Raw genomic sequence first — 23086 nt, forward strand, 5'->3', positions numbered from 1 at the left:
CTCTGATGGGAAAATTACAGCCCGTCTTATAGGTAAGAGTCGGGCTGGTATCTGTATAAATGATTTTAGCTTTGAAGTAACTGCTGCTGGATGAAGGCCCATTGCTGTTCGAAGTGTTCGGTTGGCTTTTGTTTGAACTCACTGCGAACGAATTGTGCGATTCTGCCCTCTGCGATGGCGAGCAACAGGTTGGCCAGAATGGCTTCGTCAAGATTAAAGCCTTTGCCCTCTCTTAGCGTTTTCTCGCGTAAAATTTGCTTTAGGTGAGTTTCAATTTTTGAATAAATGAGACTGACTCTGCTACGAAGGCGTTCATTCTCACCAAGCAGGGCGTCACCATTTAGCACTCTGGAGATCCCAGGATTGCGTTCGGAGAAGATAAGCAGAAGCTGCAGTAGCAACTGGCATCGCTTCATGGTGTCCTTCTCTTCCGTCATGATGAGGTTGATGCGAGATAAGAGTGATTCTTCGATGAAATCGATTAGACCTTCAAACATGCGCGCTTTACTTGGAAAGTGTCGATATAACGCGGCTTCAGATACGCCAACTTCGGCAGCGAGTTTTGCCGTTGTTATTCTCTGTCCAGGATTGGTTTCCAGCATAGTTGCCAGACATTGGAGGATATGTTCGCGGCGATTGATTTTTGGGCTTACAGCCATTTAGTTTTCCTTCACTCAAAATACGGCAGGAGCTAGGTGATCGCTTTGCCTTCGTCCAAAAGCGGATGCTGGCAATGGTTCACTTTTTATTGTTTACAGAGTCGAGGCCGATCTGTTCAGCCTCAAAGATGACGGTGTGTCAGGTTATTTGGTGCCAGAATGACCGAAACCACCTTCACCACGAGATGAGTTATCAAATTCATCAACGAGTTTAAATTCGGCCTGAACGACCGGAACAAAAACGAGTTGAGCCAACCTGTCTCCTATCTCTAAGGTGAATGGCTCACTACCTCTGTTCCAGCATGAGACCATTAGTGCGCCTTGATAATCAGAATCGATAAGACCAACCAAGTTACCTAACACTATGCCGTGTTTATGGCCCAGGCCTGAGCGAGGGAGTATCACAGCGGCAAGGCTTGAATCGGCGACATGAATTGAGATGCCAGTTGGAATTAGAATCGTTTCTCCGGGAGCCACCTGGATACTGGTTTCGAGCATGGCCCTAAGGTCCATGCCGGCACTACCGGGTGTCGCATAGGCGGGTAGAGGAAATTGAGAACCAATGCGTGAGTCGAGGATTTTTACTTCTATAGGAGTCTTCATGCGTTATCTATTCGCTTCGCTATCAGGGTGAGCAATTGAGTGGCTAAGGTTAGTTTATCCGTTGCGGGGAGATCTTGCTCTCCTTTTTCCCAAATCACTTTTAGTGCATTGCTATCCGCATTGAAACCGAGTTCTGGGCTGGACACATCGTTTGCCGCAATCATGTCGAGCTTTTTGCGGATAAGTTTATCCTTGGCGTAGCGTGCAACATCTTGAGTTTCAGCGGCAAATCCCACAGTAAACGGTCGTGGGGTATGACTCGCAACACCGGCTAAGATATCAGGATTTCTCACCAGTGAAAGCTGCATCTCAGTCGCTGATTTCTTTATCTTGTCTGTGGCGATATCGGCAACGCGATAATCTGCGACTGCAGCACAGCCGATAAAAATGTCATGGGAATCGACTTGGGCCATGACGGCATTGAGCATATCATCGGTCGACTCTACATCGACTCTGTTCACGCCTGTTGGGGTGGGCAGATTAACCGGGCCTGAGACTAAGGTGACATTGGCTCCCATATCGGCAGCGGCCTTAGCCAAGGCAAAGCCCATTTTCCCGGAGCTGTGATTCGAGATATAACGTACGGGGTCTATCGCTTCTCGCGTCGGACCCGCTGTGAGCAGCAGTGAGCGACCAGCAAGAAGCTTCGGCGCAAAAAACTGCTCGACTTGCATGGCTATTTCCAGAGGCTCTTGCATACGACCCGGACCTACCTCGCCACAGGCTTGGCTACCCGTAGCCGGGCCCCAGATGGTGAGCCCTCGCTCAGATAAATTCTTGATATTGTCCTGTGTTGCCTGATTGCGATACATCTGTTGATTCATCGCCGGACAGATGACCACTGGAGATTCGGTGGCTAAGCAAGTTGTGGTGATGAGTTCATCGGCCATACCCGCATTGATTCGTGCAATTAAATTGGCTGTCGCCGGAGCAACCACTACCAGATCCGCCCAGCGTGCCAGCTCAATATGGCCCATAGCGGCTTCGGCGGCGGTATCGAGGAGATCGGATGCGACAGGATATCCGGAGAGTGCCTGTAATGTCAGCGGAGTAATAAATTCTTTAGCGCTTTGACTCATGACAACACGAACGTCTGCACCACGCTCTTTGAGGCGACGAATAAGATCGGCAGATTTATAGGCCGCGATACCGCCACCTATGGCTAGTAAAATTTGTTTATTTGTCAGACTCTGGTTCATAAGAGATGGCTCATTAAGAGGTGAAATCAGTCGCTAAATTGAATTGCCGCCTAACATATCACAAACCTGGTGAAGTGGAGGACACAAGTTTTAAAAACTCGACCATACTCAAGAACAGATAAAAAAATCACACAGGGAGGTCGTGATGGGGATTAAAGATTGGCCCGATGGAGAGGGGCCAAGGGAAAAACTTTTAAAATTAGGTGTTGGACCATTATCCGATGCGGAGCTGCTTGCTGTCGTTCTTAGAAATGGCGTACAGGGCTTAAGCGCTGTTGAGCTGGCGCGGAATTTGATTGGCCAATTCGGCGGGCTTAGAGAGCTTCTCACTGCCTCTGAGATTGAGGTGTGCAGAATGCCAGGTATGGGGCCGGTAAAGTTTGCTCAACTTCAGGCGGCAGCCGAGTTAAGCAAGCGAATTTCCCAACAAAATTTAAAAAGAGGAAAAATATTGAGTGATCCTGATTTAACTCGGGACTATTTAATGAGACAATTAGCAGATCGTGCCTATGAAGTGTTCGCTATTTTATTGTTGGATAGCCAACATAGAGTAATTCAGTTTGTCGAATTATTCCGTGGCACCATAGATTCAGCCTCGGTATATCCGCGTGATGTGGTATGCCTGGTGCTTGAGAAAAAGGCCGCGGCCGTGATTGTCTGCCACAACCATCCATCAGGAGTTGCGGAGCCAAGTCTGGCCGATAGGCGAATTACTGAGCGATTGAAATCTGCACTCGAAACCATAGATGTTTCCTTGCTAGATCATATGGTTGTAGGCGATCGCGAGATAGTTTCATTTGCAGAGCGGGGATGGATAGATTAACTATCCCTTGATCTTTATTTTTAGATCCTGTATAAAATGCGCCCTCTGTTGTGTGCCTCAGGCGACGGCCATATTCGAGGTACATTAATGCTCGAGCGTTATATATATTGTTTTGGAGAAGTTTGACATGTCAAGAGTATGCCAAGTAACTGGCAAGAAACCAATGGTTGGTAACAACCGCTCACACGCGAAAAACTCGACACGTCGTCGTTTTTTACCTAACCTACAAAACCATCGTTTTTGGTTAGAAGGCGAAAAGCGTTTCGTTAAGCTACGTATCTCTACTAAAGGTATGCGTATCATCGATAAGAAAGGTATTGAAGTTGTTATTGCTGAACTTCGTGCCCGCGGCGAGAAGGTATAATAAACCATGGCTAAATCTAAAGGTAATCGTGAGAAGATCAAGCTAGTTTCTAGCGCTAAAACTGGTCATTTCTACACGACTGAAAAGAACAAGCGTAACATGCCTGAAAAGATGGAAATCAAGAAATTTGATCCAGTTATTCGTCAGCACGTTATGTACAAAGAAGCTAAAATCAAGTAATTGCTTGATTCTTACTTCGAGAAAGCCCCTGTTTCAGGGGCTTTTTTTTGCCTGTTTTTCTATGTTATGAACAAATACTTTTTGATTGTTACTCAATAAAAATTCATATTGCACACCTCTTGTTTACCTGCTATTTATTTCCATTCTCTCCTGTTTTTAGTTATTTACCCTATATTTCACAGTGAAAATAAATGCTTTATTATTGCATTAAAATGCAATAATATGGTTTTATTACCATGTCATACTTCAAATGACTGCATATTTGATGAATTAAGGTGAGATATTACTCGTGCGTACCACTGAACTCGTTGATGGATTTCGTCATTCTGCCTCCTACGTTAACTCTCATCGGGGTAAGACTTTTGTCGTGATGTTAGGCGGTGAAGCCTTGGCCCAAAATCAATTTCGCTCGATTATCAACGATATTGCCTTGCTGCATAGTTTAGGTATTAAGATTGTTCTGGTGCACGGTGCCAGACCACAGATCGATGAAGCGCTGGCTGAGAAGTCCATCACTCCTGAATATTATAATGGAGTGCGGATCACCGAAGAGGATGCTTTCAAGGTTATCAAGCAGGTTGTGGGTGGTCTTCAACTCGATATTACAGCAAGGCTTTCCATGAGTTTGAGTAATACGCCCATGCAAGGTGCTCAAATTAATGTGGTCAGTGGTAATTTCGTTATTGCTCAGCCCTTAGGCGTCGATGATGGCGTGGATTATTGCCTCAGTGGCAAAGTAAGGCGAATCGATGTTCAGGGACTTAAGGCTCAGTTAGGCAATGATGGCATAGTGTTACTTGGTCCGGTCGCGGCGTCGGTAACGGGTGAGAGCTTTAATTTAACTGCGGAAGAGGTCGCGACTCAAATTGCGGTCAAACTGAAGGCCGACAAGATGATTGGCTTTAGCTCTCAGAAGGGGATTCTGGATAATTTTGGTGAGGTGTTGGCCGAGTTAATGCCAAACGAAGCCCAGCAGATCCTCAATAATATTAATCAGGAATCTCATGTCTGCTTGGGGACCAAGGCATTTCTAAAAGCCAGTATCGATGCCTGTCGAAATGGTGTATCCCGTTGCCACTTTGTCAGCTATCTCGATGATGGCTCCCTGCTTCAGGAGTTGTTCTCCAGAGATGGCGTGGGTACGCAAATAGTTACTCAGAGCGCAGAACGTTTGCGCCGAGCGGGCATTGGTGATATTGGTGGCATTTTAGACCTTATCCGTCCGTTAGAGGAGAAAGGTATATTAGTGCGCCGCTCACGTGAACAGCTGGAGATGGAGATCGAACAGTTTATGTTGATTGAGCGTGATAGCTTAGTAATAGGCTGCGCCGCCTTCTATCCGTTTGAAGAGGATAATGCCGGTGAATTTGCTTGTCTGGTCGTGCACCCTGAGTATCGCGATGCGGATAGAGGAAGTATTTTACTCAACAATATCATTGGCCAGGCGAGGGTTAGAGGCTACTCACGACTCTTTGCATTGACGACCAGAAGCATTCATTGGTTCCTGGAGCATGGCTTCGAAATCGTTGAGGTCGATGAGTTACCGGATAAAAAGAAGCAGTTATACAATTATCAGAGAAAGTCTAAAATACTGGCTCTTGAGCTGTAAACAGGCAATAAAAAAGGAGGTGTGATCACCTCCTTTTTATGTCTGGAACATTTATGCCGAGAGTCCATGGATGGAACGCTATCGGCTTTATTGCCTGTAGCCCAGTGTCACAGATGAGACAGCCTTAGTTAATCTTGCCGTTAAAACAGCATCAGAGAAAGTTTCAGGACTCTCTCAGAGGCTTTTTACGCTTATAGAGCATATCGATGCTAAACAGGATCAATGCGCTCCAGATGAAAGCAAAGGTGATCCCTTTCTCCAGATCAAAGGGTTCTTTGTAGAGCGTAACTGCGAGAATAAACATGATACTGGGGCCGATATATTGAAAGAATCCCAGCATGGAGAGCGGAATTCTAACCGCTGCGGCGGCGAAACAGAGTAACGGTATGGTTGTGACTATACCCGCTGCCATCAAGAGTAGATTGTTAGGTAGGGTATTGGTCATCAGATTAGTTAGTGCGTCCCCCATATTGGCGAACAGATAGATCATAGCGATAGGAAAGAGAATCGCGGTCTCTACTAATAGCCCGGTCTTGGCATCGACATTGACTTTCTTTCGTAATAATCCGTATAAACCGAAAGAGAAAGCCAGACCCAGTGAGACCATGGGAATCGAGCCGAACGAGATTAACTGAACCAGCACTCCGGACCCGGCTAAGGCTACGGCACACCATTGTAACTTTCGTAACCGTTCGCTAAGAAAAACCATACCTAGCATGACATTAACCAGAGGGTTGATGAAGTATCCAAGACTGGCATCCAGCATGTGGTCATTATTCACTGCCCAGATAAATAGCAGCCAATTTCCTGCGATCAGGACGGATGTCAGTGTGAGTACCGCCAGCTGTTTCGGGCGTTTCAATACTTGTCTCAGCCTGGAGAACCCACCAAAGATGAACATGAGTATGGTCACAAAAACAAATGACCAGATCACACGATGGATCAAAATTTCAGTCGCTGAAACGTGATCGAGTAATTTAAAATAGAGGGCAGCAAAGCCCCACAAAGTATAGGCACAAAGCGCGAATGCGATGCCTTTGCGGTGTTCAGAGTCAAGCATGAATATAACTACAAAAGAAGAGAGAGCCCTATTGTATGCGTCATGACTAGCGGGCTCAACTTCATCGGCAATATATGTCAGAAAAAGTGAATCTAATTCATGTCTCGTAAAAGTGACACAAGGAAACTAAAGCTGACACTTTTACTCCTTTAAAAGAGGGATAAGCTCGCTTTAGGGCTTGCCAGGTCAGATAAGAGACTCAGTTTGCTCAACTGACAAGCATATGCCGACATTACCCCACCATGTATGTTCCTGTTCCGAAAGCAATATGAGAGCCTTGCTCATTGTGAAGCTCCATACGACAAACGGAAACTCGGTTGCCTGCACGTATCACAGTTCCCGTGCCGGTAAACTGCATCCCTCTCCCCGGCCTTAGGTAATCGACACGCAGGTCTATGGTGCCCAATGTTTGCAATCGAATTTGCAGGTCTTCAATGCTCCAGTCATCCCGGCTGGCAACCAGACCCGCAAAGGCTGTGAGACCACCGACAACATCGAGTACCGTTGCGGTGACTCCGCCATGAAGTATTTGCTGATGAATATTACCGATGAGCTCAGGCTTCATGTTGATAACGACCTCGACGCCATCGAGATCATAGCGCTTGATATCGAGCCCCAGCAAATTATGAAAGGGAACCTGTTTATCGAATACCTCGGCGACTTGATGAAGTGTCTGCTCTTGAATAGGGTTAGCCATAAAGTTCCCTCTTAGACCTGTTTGTTATTAGAGTAATTAATCTATCGCTTATGTATGCTGAAATGCAAATTTAAATACCGATAAGGGCAAAAAAGTACTGAATTTATTGGAAATTAACTTAGGGTGTCGACTGGGTATATGGTTATAGCGAGTTAATTCTGCTATTAAATCAGCCTGAGCATCGACGAGGTTATGCAGTAAAAACTGACGATGATAGCGCTGGTCTATCGTTATTTGACAAGCAATTTTATCTGATTGGTATTAGAATAGGCCCCCCAATTTCTGACTCTGATGGCCAATGGAACAAGCGATAGACGAACCTCAATTAGATCCGCTCTCTTCTACTCTGCAATCTGTTTTCGGCTACCGGACATTCAGAGAGGGCCAAAGAGAGGTGATAGAACAAAGCTGTTCGGGTTATGACTGTTTAGTCATTATGCCAACGGGTGGCGGAAAGAGTCTTTGCTATCAGCTTCCTGCTCTGCAACTGCCTGGATTAACCATTGTCGTGTCACCGCTTATCTCCTTGATGAAAGATCAGGTCGATAGTTTGACTCAGATGGGGGTTTCGGCTGCTTATCTTAATTCATCTCTGCCCAGAGAAGAGAGCGCCAAAATCTTACAACAGATGCACAAGGGCGAAATAAAGCTCTTGTATGTGTCGCCAGAGCGCCTCTTACAGGGTCACTTTATCGACAGGCTTCATGAGTTGCATATTTCGTTGTTTGCTATCGATGAAGCTCACTGTATCTCTCAATGGGGACATGATTTCAGACCCGAATACGCCGCCTTGGGAAAGCTTAGGGAGGTTTTTCCTCACGTGCCGATCATGGCGTTAACGGCTACGGCTGATCAGGCAACCAGAAAAGATATTTGCGATCGTTTAACCATCAATCCATTTTCGCTGCTTACCAGTTTTGATCGTCCTAATATTCGCTATACGGTGGCGGAGAAGCTCAATGCAGCGAATCAGTTGCGCCAGTTTGTTACGGATCAAAAAGGGACCAGCGGTATTATCTACTGTAGCAGTCGCCGCCGGGTCGATGAGGTGGCCGAACGACTGAGATTGCAGGGACACAACGCAGAAGCCTATCACGCAGGGAAGACACAGATAGAGCGAGCCGATGTTCAGGATCGCTTTCTTAAAGATCAGCTCGATATTGTGGTCGCTACCGTGGCATTTGGGATGGGGATTAATAAATCGAATGTGCGTTATGTGGTTCATTACGATATACCCAAGAGTGTTGAGGCCTATTATCAGGAGACCGGCAGAGCTGGACGTGACGGTTTAGATTCCGAAGCGCTGATGCTATTCGACCCCGCCGATATCGGTCGCGTTCGTCACTTGATAGAGCAGTCTGAGCCCGGGCCACAACAACAGGTCGAGTTCCATAAACTGAATACCATGGCCGCGTTCGCCGAAGCGCAAACGTGTCGTCGTCAGGTCCTGCTGCATTATTTTGATGAAAGTGCGCTTGAGCCCTGTGGTAACTGTGATATCTGTTTAGATCCCCCCAAACGCTATAACGGAATGCAAGATGCTCAGAAGGTGCTCTCTTGTATCTATCGATTGGATCAACGCTTTGGGATCAATCATCTGATTGAAGTCTTGAGAGGTTCTAAGGCTGCGACAGTGCTCGAACGTGGCCATGACAAGTTATCGACATGGGGAATAGGTAAAGATAAAAGTCATGAATTTTGGCTCAGTATTATAAGACAGATCATACATTTAGGTTTTGCCAGCCAAGATATCACCCGTGGTTCTTCGGTGAAGTTGAACCCTTCGGCCCGCTCAATATTGAAAGGTGAAGTTGAGCTGTTACTCGCAGAGCCGAGGATCGTACTGCAAACGACCAAACGAAGAGGGAGCAGTACACGCGCGCCATTAAATTATGACCGCAAGTTATTTGCCCGACTTAAACAGCTAAGGCGTCAATTAGCCGAGGAGTTGGATGTTCCACCTTATCTGGTTTTTAACGATGCCTCCTTAGCTGAAATGGCTGCCATGATGCCTACGAGTCCGGGAGAGATGCTGGCCGTGAACGGTGTCGGTGAGCGTAAATTGAGCCGTTTTGGTGGTGAATTCCTTGATGAAATTGCTAACTACTTAGCCGATAGTTAACCGTATCATCCTGTCGGTTCTTTATCGATTTTAGTTTGTCTGAGTTGTTGTATATGGGCACGTTTTATCAATGAGCTCAGGCCGTCATGTTGTTGCATGCGAGCATAACCAATTTTTGTTTTATTGCCATTCAATAAAGGCGTGATGATCTCCTTTATCTGCTCGATAACCCTTAATGTACCACTCTCCTTAGTATGGGGAAGCAATAGCAAGAGTTCCCCATCCTCTCTGTTTATCACCAAATCCTGATCTCGCAGTAAGTTCTCGATTCTGGAGATGAGTAGTGGAAGATCGGTTTGATAAACATCTGCAGTGTGAATGACGATGAGGCTTAGGGGATATCCACCCTGTTTACTATTACTGATTAACCGCTCGATTTTATGTTCTCGGCTCAGTGGTTCAATGACTAGTGGAGCCTGGATTGTTCTCTTTTTGTACCTGATAGTTATGACACCTAAAATAAAGCCAAATAACAGTGTCAGTAGAATTGCGATATAGCCGGACTTAAACCCGAAGCCAACGTTCATCGATGAGTTGCCTTGTAATAACTCAGTTTTAAAGACCTGCTGTTGTCTGCTGACTCTGGCATTTAACTGAAGCAGGCGAGTATCTTTGATGAAGTTAAACGAGTTCTCAGAGGCATCGAAACGCTTTAGTTGGTATTGGTGAGCCTGTTTAAAGTCTCCAATACTCGCATAATAGCTGCTTAATACTTGATAGCTGAGTATCAACTCTGCGTAGTGAGATGTTCGCAATCCTGCACTTATTGATTTGTTGATTAACTTTAGTGCTTTATCTGCGTTACCGCTTGCCAGCAACACTTCCCCTAATAAGCGCTGTGCTCTTAACTCCTCAATGGTCTTTTTCTGTTTTTTAAAGGTATTCAGGCTGATCTCGAGTAATTGAATCGCACGGATGAAATTTTTTCTCTTATATTCGAGTTGGGCCATCTCTGTGTAACTGATTGCCAGCTCAAACGCAGTACCTAATTCGGGAAGTAGCGTTTTGGCTTGCTGAATTAAGTCGTCACTCGAAGAGTATTGATTCAACTGTGCCATCTTAGCCATGTGGGTTGTAAGCACGACCCGGACCTTGCCTTGAAACTCCTTTGAGTCTGCGGCGCGTTCAATAATCTCAAAAGCTTGTCTGATCTTACTCTTCTTTGCCAGTAGCTTACTGAGTGGTAGCTGAATATAGATGAGAGGAGGCAGAGTCCAACCCTGTTCTTGATTCAGTGCATCAGGGTAAATATCGATAGCCAAAGTTAGATCTTCGAATGCGCTGCTATAGCTATCAACTTGTGTATCTATGACGCCTCTCAACCTTAGACCGTTGACTAAAGATTGTGGCTGTTTGAGCTCTCTGGACAACAAAATTGATGAGTCGAGTATGGGAAGGGCTTGCCTGAAGTCGCCGTAATTCGTAAATGCCCCCGCCATACAGTTCAGAAAGTAAGGGCGTGCCTGATCGAGTTTAAGGATCTTTGCTTTGGCTTCGCTGATCCTGGCTAGATTAATCGCGGCCTCGTTCTCACCTAGCTGTAAAAAGGTTTCACACCTGAATAGGGCAAGTCTGAGCTTTTCTGTTTCAGAGAGTTTTACCGGAGAGGAGATGGCTTCGAGATCGTTTATCTCAATTAACGCTGCACTTGGATATTGATAGAGGAGGGTATCGATCGTATCGAGTGGTATAGATGTACTCGCCCACACTGGCGCGAGCCAGAATGTCAGGCTTAGCACGACGATACGAAAATCCATTTTTGCCAGCTCCGGTTTATTTTTTTAGATATCCATGAAGTATTGCATTATACCGAATTTAAATAAGATGTTGCATAAAAATTCAGCTGAGAGTGATTGATAGATACTTGATTACAAAAATGGTGGTTCAAGGATGATAAATGGTTAAAGTCTAGTGAAAGCTATGGTATGCAGAGATTTTGGTGATATTAAAAATCGACTTGTCTGGTCTAATCTGTCGTTATTGAAAAGAATGGGGTTGACACCGGAAGGCTCACACGTTAAAAATTAAGTACTCGAACGATAAATGAACGCATACCTAGTTATGCTTATTTGATAAAAAATGAAAATTAAAAGTGCATTACTCAACCTCCTCATTCTCATTCTCGCAGATTCTGCGCGGAGGATGTAGTGTTGCACGCTCGATAGAAGTACCAGCATTCACAAACCCCGCGCTAACAACCGCGGGGTTTTTTGTTTTATAAGCGCCAATAATATAAGTATCCACGGAGAAAACAGATGTCTAACCGAGTGATTATTTTTGATACAACCCTACGAGATGGCGAGCAGGCTTTAGCGGCGAGTTTAACGGTTAAGGAAAAGCTACAGATAGCACTCTCATTGGAGCGTCTTGGCGTCGATGTTATGGAGGTCGGGTTTCCAGTTTCTTCTCCCGGCGATTTTAACTCGGTGAAAACGATTGCAAATACCGTTAAGAATAGCCGGGTGTGTGCCCTTGCCAGAGCGCTTGAAAAAGATATCGATGCTGCGGCGCAATCATTATCCGTTGCCGATCAGTTTAGAATTCACACCTTTATCTCTACATCAACGATTCACGTAGAGAGCAAATTGAAACGCTCTTTCGACCAAGTGCTTGAGATGGCTGTTAGTGCGGTTAAATATGCCCGTCGATTCACCGATGATGTTGAATTTTCATGTGAGGATGCAGGTAGAACGCCTATCGACAACCTGTGTCGCATGGTTGAAGAAGCCATCAAGGCGGGTGCACGCACCATCAATATTCCTGACACCGTAGGTTACACGATACCTAGCGAGTTTGGCGGTATCATCGAGACATTGTTTAATCGAGTCCCGAATATTGATCAGGCGATCATCTCTGTTCATTGTCATGATGATCTAGGCCTTTCTGTCGCCAACTCGATCACGGCTGTGCAGCAAGGTGCCAGACAGATTGAGTGTACCGTTAACGGTATCGGCGAACGAGCGGGTAACTGTTCACTGGAAGAGATCGCGATGATCTTATCGACTCGTAAAGATTCACTGGGTCTTGAGACCGGGATTAATGCCAAAGAGATACACCGCACCTCTAACTTGGTCAGCCAACTTTGCAACATGCCTGTTCAGGCTAATAAGGCGATAGTCGGTGCCAATGCATTCACTCATTCATCCGGTATTCATCAGGATGGTATGCTGAAATCACAAAATACCTATGAAATTATGACGCCTGAAAGCATAGGCTTGCATCGTAATAATTTGAATATGACCTCGCGTTCGGGTCGCCATGTGATCAAGCATCGTATGGCAGAGATGGGTTACGGCGATAAAGATTACGATATGGATACCCTGTATGAGGCCTTCTTACAGCTTGCCGATAAGAAAGGGCAAGTGTTTGACTATGATCTTGAAGCGCTGACCTTCATGGAGGCACAGGCTGAAGAGGAAGCCGATTATAAGCTGGAACAATTGGTCGTTCACTCAGACTCAACCGAAGATAATGCCACGGCAACCGTGAAATTAGAGATCGACGGTAAGACGGTCACTGAGGCTGCGACAGGAAACGGTCCTGTCGATGCGGCTTATAACGCGATTGCCAGAGCGAGTCAGTGCGAGGTGAATATCACCAGTTATAAGTTGAGTGCGAAAGGCGAAGGGCAAAATGCGCTGGGGCAGGTAGATATTGAGGCTAATTATAATGGGCAGAGCTTCCATGGTGTAGGGCTTGCGACTGACGTGGTAGAAGCGTCGGTTCAAGCGCTCGTACATGTCATGAACTTGACTTCCAGAGCCGATAAAGTGGCTGACTGTAAAGAAAAAATACAAAAAGACCGTAGTGAGCTGGGTGGTGTTTAACCCCTACGTGCCAGAATAGATAAAATTATAATTGAAGAGCAGGAGTTAGGTGTCGTATGAGTTATCAAATAGCGGTATTAGCCGGAGATGGAATTGGATCTGAAGTGATGGCCGAGGCGCGTAAAGTGCTGAGTGCTGTAGAGGAGCGGTTCGAGCTTGCTATTGAATATAGTGAATATGATATCGGTGGCGCAGCTATCGATAATCATGGTTGTCCGCTGCCCGAGGTTACTTTGAAAGGGTGTGAAGCGGCCGATGCCATCTTATTTGGTTCGGTCGGAGGTCCTAAATGGGAGCACCTGCCACCCAATGATCAACCTGAGCGTGGTGCATTATTACCACTTCGTGGTCATTTTGAGTTGTTCTGTAATATGCGCCCCGCAAAATTACATGTAGGTTTAGAGCATATGTCGCCGCTACGCAGCGATATCTCAGAGAAAGGTTTCGACGTGCTTTGTGTTCGTGAGTTAACCGGCGGTATCTACTTTGGTAAGCCTAAAGGGCGTCAGGGTGAAGGAGAAGAGGAAGAAGCGTTCGATACCATGCGCTATAGCCGCAAAGAGATTAGACGTATCGCAAACATCGCCTTCGAAGCGGCGCAGGGTCGTCGTAAGAAGGTGACCTCTGTTGATAAAGCCAATGTGTTGGCATGTTCGGTGTTGTGGCGAGAAGTTGTCGAAGAGGTCGCTAAAGACTATCCGGATGTCGAGCTTGAACATATCTATATCGATAACGCCACCATGCAACTGCTTCGTCGCCCTAATGAATTCGATGTCATGCTTTGCTCTAACCTGTTTGGTGACATAATCTCAGATGAGATCGCCATGTTAACGGGTTCTATGGGGCTGCTTTCATCCGTGAGTATGAACAGTAAAGGTTTTGGTTTGTATGAGCCTGCCGGCGGCAGCGCTCCCGATATCGCCGGGCAAGGCATTGCTAACCCTGTTGCTCAGATCCTATCAGCTGCATTACTGCTTCGTCATAGCCTGAAGTTAGAAAGTGCGGCAGTGGCGATTGAAGCGGCCGTAGGTAAAGCCCTTAGTGATGGTTATCTAACCGGAGAGCTACTGCCTGCATCGCAGCGAGCCAATGCTAAATCGACCTCTGAGATGGGTGATTACATTACCAAGCTGGTAAAGGAAGGTATCTGAGTCATGGCAAAGACATTATATGAAAAGGTATGGGACAGCCATGTGGTGGTTGAAAACGAAGGTGAGGCACCATTAATCTATGTGGACAGACATTTGGTTCATGAGGTGACATCTCCACAGGCATTCAGCGGTCTGAAGGTCGCGGGTCGCAAATTGCGTGCACCGGAAAAAACCTTCGCCACCATGGATCACAATACTTCGACTAAGAGTGCAACCCTCGATGCATTGAGTCCCATGGCCCGAATCCAGGTTGAAACCCTGCAGGATAACTGCAAAGAGTTTGGTGTTCGCCTGTATGACATTCATCATAAAAACCAAGGTATCGTCCATGTGATGGGGCCAGAGCTTGGGATCACTCTGCCTGGCACGGTAATCGTGTGTGGTGATTCCCACACCGCAACCCATGGTGCATTTGGTGCCTTGGCGTTCGGTATCGGCACCTCTGAGGTCGAGCATGTGATGGCGACACAGACATTGCGCCAAAACAGAGCCAAGACGATGAAAATCGAAGTGCGTGGTCATGTCGGAGCTGGAATTACCGCTAAAGATATCGTGTTGGCCATCATAGGTAAGATTGGTATGGATGGCGGTACTGGCTATGTGATCGAATTCTGTGGTGAGGCGATTGAAGCACTTTCTATGGAAGGCCGTATGACGGTGTGTAATATGGCTATCGAAATGGGAGCCAAAGCCGGCATGGTCGCTCCGGATGGGAGCACTGCCGAGTACCTTAAGGGTCGTGAATTTGCACCTAAGGGAGACGCATGGGAACAAGCTATTGCCGCATGGGCCGAGCTTAAAACAGATGAAGATGCCGTATTCGATGCAAGTGTGGTACTTGAGGCATCAGATATCGCTCCTCAGCTCACCTGGGGAACGAATCCGGGTCAAGTTGTCGCTATCGATGGCTTAGTACCAAACCCAGAAGATGAGTCTAATGCAACGGTTAAGGCCAGCATAGAAAAGGCACTGAAATATGTGGCGCTTAGTGCTGGAACTTGTATGACTGATGTGAGCATTAACAAGGTCTTTATCGGTTCATGTACTAACTCTCGTATCGAAGATCTGCGTGATGCGGCTCTACACGCCAAAGGCCGTAAAGTGGCCGCGGGTGTCACTGCGATAGTCGTGCCTGGATCTGGTTTAGTGAAAGAGCAGGCAGAAGCTGAGGGATTAGATAAGATTTTTCTGGAGGCAGGGTTTGAATGGCGTCTGCCGGGTTGTTCTATGTGCTTAGCGATGAATGATGACAGATTAGAAGCCGGCGATCGCTGTGCTTCTACCAGCAATCGTAACTTTGAAGGGCGTCAGGGGCGAGGCAGTCGTACTCATCTTGTGAGCCCTGCTATGGCTGCAGCTGCGGCAGTAGCCGGTCATTTCGTCGATATTCGTAAAGCATACTAGGAGCATCAGAGTCATGAATCCATTTACTTCACACACCGGGCTTGCAGTGATGATCGATAGTGCTAACGTCGACACCGATCAAATTATTCCTAAGCAGTTTTTATCTAAGGTGACCCGAGATGGCTTTGGGGTTCACCTATTTCATGATTGGCGCTATCTCGATGAGGCAGGCGATGAGCCAAACCCCGCTTTCAGCCTCAACCTGCCAAGATACCAAGGCGCCTCTATCCTGATCTCTAAAGAAAATTTTGGTTGTGGTTCGAGTCGTGAACATGCGCCTTGGGCATTAGCCGATTTTGGATTTCGAGCCATCATAGCCCCGAACTTTGCCGATATTTTTTATGGTAACTCCATCAATAACGGCCTGCTTCCGGTTCGTCTGACCGATGTTGAAGTGCAGCAGTTGATGGATGAAGTCGAGGCGAATGAAGGCGCAGAAGTAACCGTCGACCTTGAGGCTCTCACGGTTACCTCCCCATCGGGTTCGGTATTTAACTTTGAGATAGCCGGTTCGGCGAGGCATAACCTACTTAATGGCCTGGATGCTATCGGTTTGAGCTTGGCTTGTGCGGATCAGATAGCCCGCTATGAGGCACAATTACCGACTTGGAAAGCATAAAGAGTTTTAAGCGTACGTTTGTACAAGCTTGTTAAAACCGATAAGCCGAATGGATTTTTGTCCATTCGGCTTTTGTTTTAATTGAGTTTGCATGGATTTTAAGTAATTGAAAAATAATGGGATAACACTCTTGGTGTTGACATTGTGTGACAGCGTGAGACCTGACTAGTTATTTGTCCTGTGGTTTTAACTCTATTTTGGCGAACACTTGTTTCTATTATTTTTCCGTATTAAGCATTGATATATAACGGCTTTGTAATAAACATGATCTTGTTCAAATAATTTATGGCGACTCTTACTTCATAAGTGTTATAGCAAAAAACGTTTTAAAAGTCATTTGCTCTGTTCTGTCGTTGGTTTTTGTTGCAACTCTAGTGTTTTATACCGTTTAACCTTCTTTGCTTGCAAAGATATGCTGCATGGGTACACTCCCGCCCACAATGGTTTTGAGCTATTGCTCTAAATAACGCCAAGATCAATAAATTCAATAATGACTTTGAAAATGAGAGAGACAATGAACAAGCGCATTTTATCTATGGCCGTGGCTGCGGCGATTGTTGGATCGGTTACTCAAGTTCAGGCTGCAGGGTTTCAGTTAGCAGAATACTCAGCAACCGGGCTCGGCCGTGCATTCGCCGGAGAAGCTGCTATGGCTGATAATGCCGCGGCACAATTTCGCAATCCAGCCATGATGACTTATCTGCCTGGTACGCAAATGTCTGCGGGTGCGATCTTGGTCATGCCAAATATCGATATTAATGGAGAGGTGACTTTCATCGATGGCACAAATGCCACCTCTGCGACCGATATTGCCGATGATGCCGTTGTGCCAAATTTCTATGTGACTCATCAGCTCAATGAGCAGTGGTTCTTAGGCTTAGCCTTGGGCAGTAACTTTGGCATGGCAACGGAATTGGATGACAGCTTCCGGGGCACTCAGTTTGGTAATGAGGCTTCTGTTACTACCATAGAGATCAATCCAAATATCGCATATCGCATCAATGAGCAGTTCAGTGTCGGTGCGGGTGTTCGCTTCGTTATTGGCGAAGGTAGCATAGGGGCTATGAGTTCTGCCGATTCTGTATTGCCAACGCCTATGGGGAACCTGCCGGTACCTAAAGGAACCACGCTAAAATACATGGAAGGCGATGATACGTCTTGGGGCTGGCAACTCGGCGGTGCTTGGCAGATTAATGATAGTAACCGTATTGGCGTGAACTACCGTTCTGCCGTCGATCAAAATCTGGAAGGTGAGGCCAACGGTCTAGCCTTCAACCCAATGGATCCTAACTTGAAGTTGGATGGCGCCATGGAGTTATCTCTGCCAGCAACCGCTGAGCTTGCTTCTTTCCATCAGGTGACTGAGACGTTAGCCATTCATGCCAGCATTAACTGGACCGATTGGAGTTCATTTGAAAAGCTGGAAGCCGTTATTCCTGCCTTATCTGAGCCTACACAGCTGGTGAAGCAGGAAAACTGGAAAGACAGCTACCGCTTCGCTCTGGGTACTACCTATGATTTGAGTTCAAAATCGACCCTGCGTGCGGGTATCGCTTATGATAAATCAGCTGTCTCTGACGCCAACCGTACCCTGACTATTCCGGAGATGGATCGTTTGTGGTTGAGTGCCGGTTATGGTTACCACTATAGCGATAATCTCGACTTAGACTTCGGTGTGACATACATCTTTGCCGATGAGTCGCCTGTGGTTGAGCCTCGTCCAGGGATTGAGTCTGATCGTTCTTCAGCACTATTTGGCGGCACATTCAGTGGTACTACCAGCGGCAATATAATGCTGGTGGGGGTACAGGCAAGCTACCGCTTCTAACTGTATAGCGCTTATTGAATAAAGGGGTCAGGGCTTATGTTCTGGCCCCTTTTTTACACCTTTAAAGTACCTTCTCTATCAGCGAAGTAAATATTTTGTTAGCAAAATGAACTTCATAAGATTATATTCATCTAATGGATTACCCTATTAGCTAAGCACTTTAGAGCTTTATCTACGCTTTAAAGTGCAATACGTGTGTCGGACTTCATTGGGCCGATATGCCGTAACAAAATATGAGGTGTACAATGAGGTCTTATCTACTCGCCGCCAGTTTAACTTTCCTATCCTTTACCTCACAAGCAGCTCCGACCCCCACTGAAGTGGTCGAAAGCTTCATCCAGGCCTACAACAAGCATGACGTTGAATTAATGGTGCAGCATACGAGTGAGACTGTACGCTGGATGCATATCACAGGCACCAAAGTGGAGGTGGAAACATCAGACCGAACAGAGTTTGGTGCGGCGATGACCGACTATTTTGAGACTCTTAAAGATGCCAATGCCACCATTCTCCAGATCATCAATTCAGGAAGTTATGTTAGTACGGTCGAAAGAGTGACCTGGGATAACGACGGTGAGCATCTTAGCCAATGCAGTATCGGTACATTTAGGGTAAAGGCTGGAAAGTTAGCCGAATTTTGGTATTTCCCAGCCCATGCTTGTGATGAACAACCCCCACTGGAGACGATTGAAGAAGATGTTGTAGAGCCCGAGATCGGTGTTTTGCAAGAGACTCAACAATAATCATTTTTCAGGCCGTAATATTGACGGTAAAAGTGCGCGCAGTAATAGGGATCAGTTGTGGCTAAAAAGTATGTGGTGGCATTAGATCAGGGGACAACAAGTTCAAGAGCGATCATATTCGATCATGATGCCAATATTGTTTCTGTATCACAGCGAGAGTTTCCTCAGATTTACCCTCAGGCCGGTTGGGTCGAACACGATCCCATGGAGATATGGGCCTCACAGAGCTCTACCCTTATCGAACTGCTTGCTCGGTCCGGGATCCATGGTAGTGAGGTCGCTGCGATTGGGATCACCAATCAACGTGAAACGACCGTAATCTGGGATAAGTTAACCGGTAAACCAGTTTATAACGCTATTGTCTGGCAGTGTCGTCGCAGTAGTCATATCTGTGATGAGCTAAAAGCGCAGGGGCTGGAAGATTATGTGCGTGAGACAACAGGCTTACTGCTCGACCCCTATTTTTCAGGAACCAAGATTAAGTGGATCTTGGATAATGTTGCGGGCGTCAGAGAGAGAGCTGAAAAAGGTGAGTTACTGTTTGGCACTATCGATACCTGGTTGGTTTGGAAGCTGACAGAGGGAAAAGTGCATGTTACCGACCCCACCAATGCCAGTCGTACTCTGTTATTTAATATCCATACTCAGCAATGGGATAGTAAATTACTGGAAGCACTAGATATTCCAAGGTCTCTGCTTCCTGACATTAAGCCTTCTTGTGCGGTATATGGTAAGACCCGTATTGCGGGTGAGGGCGGTGAAATCAATATTGCAGGTATTGCGGGCGATCAGCAGTCAGCCTTGTTCGGACAGCTTTGTATCGATGAGGGAATGGCAAAAAATACTTATGGTACCGGTTGTTTCTTGTTGATGAACACGGGTAAACAAGCCGTTAAATCTACCCATGGTTTGCTCACCACTGTCGCGATTGGCGCCGATTGTGAAGTTAATTATGCCTTAGAGGGCGCAGTTTTCATGGGAGGCGCGACGATTCAATGGCTCAGAGATGAACTGGGCCTTATCAGGGATGCGCAGGATACCGAATATTTTGCCTCAAAGGTGGAAGATACTAATGGGGTCTATTTAGTCCCGGCTTTTGTTGGCTTAGGCGCGCCATACTGGGATCCCAATGCTCGTGGTGCTCTGGTTGGGTTAACGCGTGGCTCGAATCGTAATCATATTATCCGCGCCGCTTTAGAAGCTATTGCTTATCAAAGTCGAGATCTGCTCGATGCAATGGCCAAAGATAGCGGTGTCATGCTCAAACAGCTAAAGGTTGATGGTGGGGCCGTCTCTAACGATTTCTTGATGCAGTTTCAGGCTGACATCACTAATGTAGAAGTACAGCGGCCTGTCATTACCGAAACTACGGCTATGGGGGCCGCATTCCTGGCCGGATTGGCCGTGGGATTTTGGAGCTCGACCTCCGAGTTAAAATATAAAGCAGATATTGAGCGCACATTTATGCCATCTATATCAACTGAGAAGTGTGATGAACTGTATTCGGGGTGGAATGCTGCTGTTGCTCAAACGATTAAAGCTTGATGTTTTTACTCGACAGCCGAGGAAACAGACGACTTTAAGCGTATATCAAATCTGTGGTTTATTCGTGAGTTAAACATCAATATCGATATGGGGAAGGGGAGACTCGATGGCTTCTTGCTGCGCTTTAGCTAACTCTTCCTCTTGCTCTTTCTCCTTTTCTTTTTGACCACGGCGATCGCCCCGCGGTGAGTCGCGTCTGTCTTCAATTGCGTGGCGACGTTCAAGGTTTGGTGGAAGTTGTGACTGAGGGGCCTCATGGCTGTCTGCCGCAATACCTTTGATGTATTCTGTCTGTTCTACGACCCGCTTGTGCTTTATCACTGGCGGAACGGGGCGAGCCAGCATGGCGTATAGACTGTCTAAACCAACCATATTTCCTCCTTTCTCTTAAGTATATATTCCTTTATCGGCAAGCGATGGTCAATATTTATACCGCACTGTATGATTTTTAGTTAATTTTTAATGAGTTCACAGAATAGGAGGGGAAGGTATTTTAATTCCTGAACAAATTATGTCAGATCAGCAAAATCTGGGAATAAAATGGGACGCTATCACCACTTAAATATTAATTAATGATAAATAGAGTGTCGCACCTGTCTATTTTTTCTACTTTTTAGGGATGTAGATCCACTTTCTCCCCTCATTATTTCCTGTTTTTACAATATTTTAAATTTGCTGCTAACCCGCTTGAATGCTGGATTTATAAATAGTTCGCGCCCTTGACAAGGCTTGCGTTCTATCTCTAAACTTAGGTCTTGTGGGAAATTGTGGATATTTGTGGATCGCTTACTGTTTACGGCAAGGATAAGCTAACGTGTTTCGTGGGGCCAGTGCTATTAACCTTGATACAAAAGGACGGATCGCTATTCCAAAGCGCTACCGTGAGCCCCTGCACGCTGAATTTAATAGCCAAATAGTGATAACCGTTGATTTTCAATCTCCCTGCCTCTTGCTCTATCCATTCGATGAATGGAGCAAGATCGAAGCAAAATTACTACTACTCTCCGATACCCGGGCTACAGAAAGAGCCATGAAAAGGCTACTTTTGGGCTATGCCCATGAGTGTGAGCTCGATGGGAACGGTAGGATATTACTACCTCCACCGCTTCGTCAATATGCCAATTTAGAGAAGCGAGCAATGTTAGTGGGGCAGTTGAATAAGTTTGAACTTTGGGATGAAACTGCTTGGCAGAAGCAGATAGAGCAAAGCCGAGAGACGATTCAAAGCGAAGAGTTTGCTGATAATGAACGTCTTGCCGATTTCTCACTGTGATCAGTGAAGCTAAATAGATAGAAGAGAATGATGAGCCAAGAATTTGCACACTTATCGGTACTGCTAACTGAAACGGTAGCAGGCCTAAATATTAAAGAAGACGGTATCTACATCGATGGCACATTTGGCCGTGGTGGTCATTCTCGTGAGGTGCTTAAGCATTTGGGCGAAAATGGCCGTTTAATCGCTATCGATAGAGATCCTCAGGCGATTGCTGCAGCCGAACAGTTTGCCGATGATGCAAGATTTAGCATCGTTCATGGTGGCTTCGGTCAGCTGGCCACCTATGTGGAAGATCTTGGCTTGAAAGGCAAGATCGATGGCGTGCTGCTGGACTTCGGCGTCTCGTCTCCGCAACTCGATGATGCCGAACGTGGGTTTAGTTTTTTACGTGACGGTCCACTCGATATGCGAATGGATAACTCTCAAGGTGAAACGGCTGCCGACTGGATTGCTCGTGCAGAGATAGAAGATATGGCTTGGGTATTTAAAACCTACGGCGAAGAGAAGAACTCCAGACATATCGCTCGTTGTATCGCCGCCGATAGAGAAAAAACGCCCTTCTTACGGACCAAAGAGTTGGCCGATTTGATTGCCAGGATCAGTAAAAATAAAGAGCGCAACAAGCATCCTGCAACTCGAGTGTTTCAAGCGATTAGAATCTATATCAACAGTGAATTAGAACAGATAGATCAAGCTTTAGAGGGGGCATTAAGCGTGCTTGCTCCCCATGGACGTTTATCTGTGATCAGTTTTCATTCTTTGGAAGACAGAATGGTCAAGCGCTTCATTCGCAGACACTGCCAAGGTGAAAGCGTGCCACATGGCCTGCCAATAACAGAGGCTGAGATCAATAAAACCCGTTTACTCAAAAGTATAGGTAAAGCAATCAAACCTTCTGAGGAGGAGGTTGAGCGTAATACTAGAGCTCGCAGTTCTGTGTTACGCATAGCGGAGCGATTGGAGTATTAATGGCAGGCGAAATAGCAGTTTCATTGCTATTACCTTGCTTATCCAGACTCGAGGCTGTCGATAGAGGGAGCCTGATTTGAGTAAATCTCAATTGAATCTGCCTCGAATCGTTTTACTGGACTTGTGGCATCACAAGTGGGTGTTGTTACTCGCAATAGCCGTAATGGTGAATGCCATTGCCGTTGTATACACAAGCCACGTGAGCCGCAAGTACATCACTCAGTGGGATCAGATGCTGCAAGAGCGGGATAGGTTGGACATTGAATGGCGTAATTTACTTCTTGAGGAGCAGTCTCAGTCTGAGCACAGCCGGATCACGCGTATTGCGAGCAAAGAGCTCGAGATGAGCCGACCACTGCCTAAAGAAGAGATTGTGGTAAGAGTACCATGATAGATTCTTAATAAGAA

At 46.2% G+C, this 23086-nt stretch carries 22 protein-coding genes; 15 read left to right on the forward strand and 7 right to left on the reverse strand.

The annotated features are described in order from the left end of the window. Window positions 1-65: 65 nt before the first annotated feature. The 3 genes from slmA to coaBC form a co-directional block, all read right to left on the reverse strand. Window positions 66-659, reverse strand: coding sequence for a nucleoid occlusion factor SlmA (slmA, locus tag EKG38_RS23505; protein ID WP_126523328.1), 594 nt, complete (start codon window positions 657-659; stop codon window positions 66-68). Window positions 660-803: 144 nt separating this feature from the next. Next, a complete protein-coding gene (gene dut / locus EKG38_RS23510; protein ID WP_126523329.1) occupies window positions 804-1262 on the reverse strand; it encodes a dUTP diphosphatase in 459 nt (152 codons plus the stop codon). Further along, window positions 1259-2461 (reverse strand): bifunctional phosphopantothenoylcysteine decarboxylase/phosphopantothenate--cysteine ligase CoaBC, encoded by a 1203-nt coding sequence (coaBC, locus tag EKG38_RS23515; protein WP_126523330.1) that lies wholly within the window; start codon window positions 2459-2461, stop codon window positions 1259-1261. Before coaBC ends, dut begins: the two co-directional genes overlap by 4 nt. A gap of 145 nt (window positions 2462-2606) precedes the next feature. Between coaBC and radC the strand changes: the two genes are divergently transcribed. The 4 genes from radC (at window position 2607) to argA (ending at window position 5437) form a co-directional block, all read left to right on the forward strand. Further along, window positions 2607-3284, forward strand: a complete 678-nt coding sequence (gene radC / locus EKG38_RS23520) for a RadC family protein (RefSeq protein ID WP_126523331.1) — start codon at window positions 2607-2609, stop codon at window positions 3282-3284. A 127-nt stretch (window positions 3285-3411) separates the two neighbouring features. Further along, window positions 3412-3648 (forward strand): 50S ribosomal protein L28, encoded by a 237-nt coding sequence (gene rpmB, locus EKG38_RS23525; RefSeq protein WP_126523332.1) that lies wholly within the window; start codon window positions 3412-3414, stop codon window positions 3646-3648. A gap of 6 nt (window positions 3649-3654) precedes the next feature. Then, a complete protein-coding gene (gene rpmG / locus EKG38_RS23530; RefSeq protein WP_011494790.1) occupies window positions 3655-3828 on the forward strand; it encodes a 50S ribosomal protein L33 in 174 nt (57 codons plus the stop codon). A 289-nt stretch (window positions 3829-4117) separates the two neighbouring features. Continuing rightward, window positions 4118-5437: an amino-acid N-acetyltransferase gene (argA, locus tag EKG38_RS23535; protein ID WP_126523333.1), complete on the forward strand. Its 1320-nt coding sequence runs from the start codon at window positions 4118-4120 to the stop codon at window positions 5435-5437. A gap of 163 nt (window positions 5438-5600) precedes the next feature. Here the strand turns inward: argA and rarD are convergent, their stop codons facing one another. Continuing rightward, window positions 5601-6497 (reverse strand): EamA family transporter RarD, encoded by an 897-nt coding sequence (gene rarD / locus EKG38_RS23540; RefSeq protein ID WP_126523334.1) that lies wholly within the window; start codon window positions 6495-6497, stop codon window positions 5601-5603. Between the two features lie 232 nt (window positions 6498-6729). After that, on the reverse strand, window positions 6730-7194 hold the full coding sequence (locus EKG38_RS23545) for a thioesterase family protein (protein WP_126523335.1): 465 nt from the start codon (window positions 7192-7194) through the stop codon (window positions 6730-6732). Window positions 7195-7492: 298 nt separating this feature from the next. Here EKG38_RS23545 and recQ point away from each other — a divergent pair, with 298 nt between their 5' ends. Beyond that, the gene (recQ, locus tag EKG38_RS23550; RefSeq protein ID WP_126523336.1) at window positions 7493-9316 is read left to right on the forward strand and encodes a DNA helicase RecQ; all 1824 of its coding nucleotides are present in this window, start codon (window positions 7493-7495) and stop codon (window positions 9314-9316) included. Window positions 9317-9321: 5 nt separating this feature from the next. Here the strand turns inward: recQ and EKG38_RS23555 are convergent, their stop codons facing one another. Next, window positions 9322-11073, reverse strand: a complete 1752-nt coding sequence (locus tag EKG38_RS23555; protein ID WP_126523337.1) for a tetratricopeptide repeat protein — start codon at window positions 11071-11073, stop codon at window positions 9322-9324. Window positions 11074-11571: 498 nt separating this feature from the next. On the opposite strand from EKG38_RS23555, the gene leuA reads away from it, so the two are divergent. From leuA to glpK, 7 genes are all read left to right on the forward strand, one after another. Further along, window positions 11572-13143 carry a 2-isopropylmalate synthase gene (gene leuA / locus EKG38_RS23560; RefSeq protein ID WP_126523338.1) on the forward strand — a complete coding sequence of 524 codons (1572 nt, stop codon included), beginning with the start codon at window positions 11572-11574 and terminating at the stop codon, window positions 13141-13143. 56 nt (window positions 13144-13199) lie between these two features. Then, window positions 13200-14294 carry a 3-isopropylmalate dehydrogenase gene (gene leuB / locus EKG38_RS23565; protein ID WP_126523339.1) on the forward strand — a complete coding sequence of 365 codons (1095 nt, stop codon included), beginning with the start codon at window positions 13200-13202 and terminating at the stop codon, window positions 14292-14294. A gap of 3 nt (window positions 14295-14297) precedes the next feature. Next, window positions 14298-15698 carry a 3-isopropylmalate dehydratase large subunit gene (leuC, locus tag EKG38_RS23570; RefSeq protein WP_126523340.1) on the forward strand — a complete coding sequence of 467 codons (1401 nt, stop codon included), beginning with the start codon at window positions 14298-14300 and terminating at the stop codon, window positions 15696-15698. A 13-nt stretch (window positions 15699-15711) separates the two neighbouring features. Further along, window positions 15712-16317: a 3-isopropylmalate dehydratase small subunit gene (leuD, locus tag EKG38_RS23575; protein WP_126523341.1), complete on the forward strand. Its 606-nt coding sequence runs from the start codon at window positions 15712-15714 to the stop codon at window positions 16315-16317. A 514-nt stretch (window positions 16318-16831) separates the two neighbouring features. Then, window positions 16832-18145 carry an outer membrane protein transport protein gene (locus tag EKG38_RS23580; protein ID WP_126523342.1) on the forward strand — a complete coding sequence of 438 codons (1314 nt, stop codon included), beginning with the start codon at window positions 16832-16834 and terminating at the stop codon, window positions 18143-18145. Between the two features lie 245 nt (window positions 18146-18390). Further along, on the forward strand, window positions 18391-18888 hold the full coding sequence (locus tag EKG38_RS23585) for a nuclear transport factor 2 family protein (RefSeq protein WP_126523343.1): 498 nt from the start codon (window positions 18391-18393) through the stop codon (window positions 18886-18888). Window positions 18889-18945: 57 nt separating this feature from the next. Then, on the forward strand, window positions 18946-20433 hold the full coding sequence (glpK, locus tag EKG38_RS23590; RefSeq protein ID WP_126523344.1) for a glycerol kinase GlpK: 1488 nt from the start codon (window positions 18946-18948) through the stop codon (window positions 20431-20433). 69 nt (window positions 20434-20502) lie between these two features. On the opposite strand, the gene EKG38_RS23595 is transcribed toward glpK, so the two are convergent. Then, window positions 20503-20805: a hypothetical protein gene (locus tag EKG38_RS23595; protein WP_126523345.1), complete on the reverse strand. Its 303-nt coding sequence runs from the start codon at window positions 20803-20805 to the stop codon at window positions 20503-20505. 442 nt (window positions 20806-21247) lie between these two features. Between EKG38_RS23595 and mraZ the strand changes: the two genes are divergently transcribed. The 3 genes from mraZ (at window position 21248) to ftsL (ending at window position 23069) form a co-directional block, all read left to right on the forward strand. After that, window positions 21248-21706 (forward strand): division/cell wall cluster transcriptional repressor MraZ, encoded by a 459-nt coding sequence (mraZ, locus tag EKG38_RS23600; protein WP_012140751.1) that lies wholly within the window; start codon window positions 21248-21250, stop codon window positions 21704-21706. 30 nt (window positions 21707-21736) lie between these two features. Beyond that, complete coding sequence (rsmH, locus tag EKG38_RS23605; protein ID WP_126523360.1) at window positions 21737-22678, forward strand: 16S rRNA (cytosine(1402)-N(4))-methyltransferase RsmH; 942 nt, start codon at window positions 21737-21739, stop codon at window positions 22676-22678. Between the two features lie 76 nt (window positions 22679-22754). Beyond that, a complete protein-coding gene (gene ftsL / locus EKG38_RS23610; RefSeq protein ID WP_012140753.1) occupies window positions 22755-23069 on the forward strand; it encodes a cell division protein FtsL in 315 nt (104 codons plus the stop codon). The last annotated feature ends 17 nt before the right edge of the window (window positions 23070-23086 follow it).

The sequence above is a fragment of the Shewanella canadensis genome (genome assembly GCF_003966225.1).
GTDB classification, from domain to species: Bacteria; Pseudomonadota; Gammaproteobacteria; order Enterobacterales; family Shewanellaceae; genus Shewanella; species Shewanella canadensis.

Bases quoted from the DNA above. Each gene is read 5' to 3' on its own strand.
- slmA (WP_126523328.1), bottom strand. From the start codon at position 659: ATGGCTGTAAGCCCAAAAATCAATCGCCGCGAACATATCCTCCAATGT.
- dut (WP_126523329.1), bottom strand. From the start codon at position 1,262: ATGAAGACTCCTATAGAAGTAAAAATCCTCGACTCACGCATTGGTTCT.
- coaBC (WP_126523330.1), bottom strand. From the start codon at position 2,461: ATGAACCAGAGTCTGACAAATAAACAAATTTTACTAGCCATAGGTGGC.
- radC (WP_126523331.1), top strand. From the start codon at position 2,607: ATGGGGATTAAAGATTGGCCCGATGGAGAGGGGCCAAGGGAAAAACTT.
- rpmB (WP_126523332.1), top strand. From the start codon at position 3,412: ATGTCAAGAGTATGCCAAGTAACTGGCAAGAAACCAATGGTTGGTAAC.
- rpmG (WP_011494790.1), top strand. From the start codon at position 3,655: ATGGCTAAATCTAAAGGTAATCGTGAGAAGATCAAGCTAGTTTCTAGC.
- rarD (WP_126523334.1), bottom strand. From the start codon at position 6,497: ATGCTTGACTCTGAACACCGCAAAGGCATCGCATTCGCGCTTTGTGCC.
- EKG38_RS23545 (WP_126523335.1), bottom strand. From the start codon at position 7,194: ATGGCTAACCCTATTCAAGAGCAGACACTTCATCAAGTCGCCGAGGTA.
- recQ (WP_126523336.1), top strand. From the start codon at position 7,493: ATGGAACAAGCGATAGACGAACCTCAATTAGATCCGCTCTCTTCTACT.
- EKG38_RS23555 (WP_126523337.1), bottom strand. From the start codon at position 11,073: ATGGATTTTCGTATCGTCGTGCTAAGCCTGACATTCTGGCTCGCGCCA.
- leuA (WP_126523338.1), top strand. From the start codon at position 11,572: ATGTCTAACCGAGTGATTATTTTTGATACAACCCTACGAGATGGCGAG.
- leuB (WP_126523339.1), top strand. From the start codon at position 13,200: ATGAGTTATCAAATAGCGGTATTAGCCGGAGATGGAATTGGATCTGAA.
- leuC (WP_126523340.1), top strand. From the start codon at position 14,298: ATGGCAAAGACATTATATGAAAAGGTATGGGACAGCCATGTGGTGGTT.
- leuD (WP_126523341.1), top strand. From the start codon at position 15,712: ATGAATCCATTTACTTCACACACCGGGCTTGCAGTGATGATCGATAGT.
- EKG38_RS23580 (WP_126523342.1), top strand. From the start codon at position 16,832: ATGAACAAGCGCATTTTATCTATGGCCGTGGCTGCGGCGATTGTTGGA.
- EKG38_RS23585 (WP_126523343.1), top strand. From the start codon at position 18,391: ATGAGGTCTTATCTACTCGCCGCCAGTTTAACTTTCCTATCCTTTACC.
- EKG38_RS23595 (WP_126523345.1), bottom strand. From the start codon at position 20,805: ATGGTTGGTTTAGACAGTCTATACGCCATGCTGGCTCGCCCCGTTCCG.
- rsmH (WP_126523360.1), top strand. From the start codon at position 21,737: ATGAGCCAAGAATTTGCACACTTATCGGTACTGCTAACTGAAACGGTA.